A 353-nucleotide genomic window follows, 5' to 3' on the forward strand; every position below is an offset into this window, starting at 1 on the left:
CCGCCGAAGGGCGGGAGCGCGGCGAGTGACGAGGAGGAGCCCGTCGCGGAGGTCGTCGGGGCGGGGGCGACTGCGGCCGCGGCGGCCGTGTCGTCGATCCGGGTGGGCTGAGTCGACGGCACCGCGGTCGGGCCGGCGGCGGCCACGGAAGCGCCGCCGCTGCCGGGAACCTGCGGCACCACGGGGTCCCCGCCCAGGCCCGGGCCGGTGAGGGCGGGCACCGACGGCGGCACCGCCCCCTGCGCGCTCGCCGTGCCACCGGGGCCGGAGCTGCCCGCGACCGTGCACAGGCCGGCGAAGCCGAGCCCGGCGAGGAGCAGCGCGGGTGCGAGCCGGCCCGCCCGCCCGCGGCG

Annotated in this window: 1 pseudogene; it reads right to left on the reverse strand. The window is 82.7% G+C overall.

The window, feature by feature from the left end:
- Positions 1-353: pseudogene (locus tag DN069_RS40625) on the reverse strand (hypothetical protein); the annotation flags it as partial.

It is taken from the genome of Streptacidiphilus pinicola (assembly GCF_003258295.1).
Lineage (GTDB): Bacteria > Actinomycetota > Actinomycetes > Streptomycetales > Streptomycetaceae > Streptacidiphilus > Streptacidiphilus pinicola.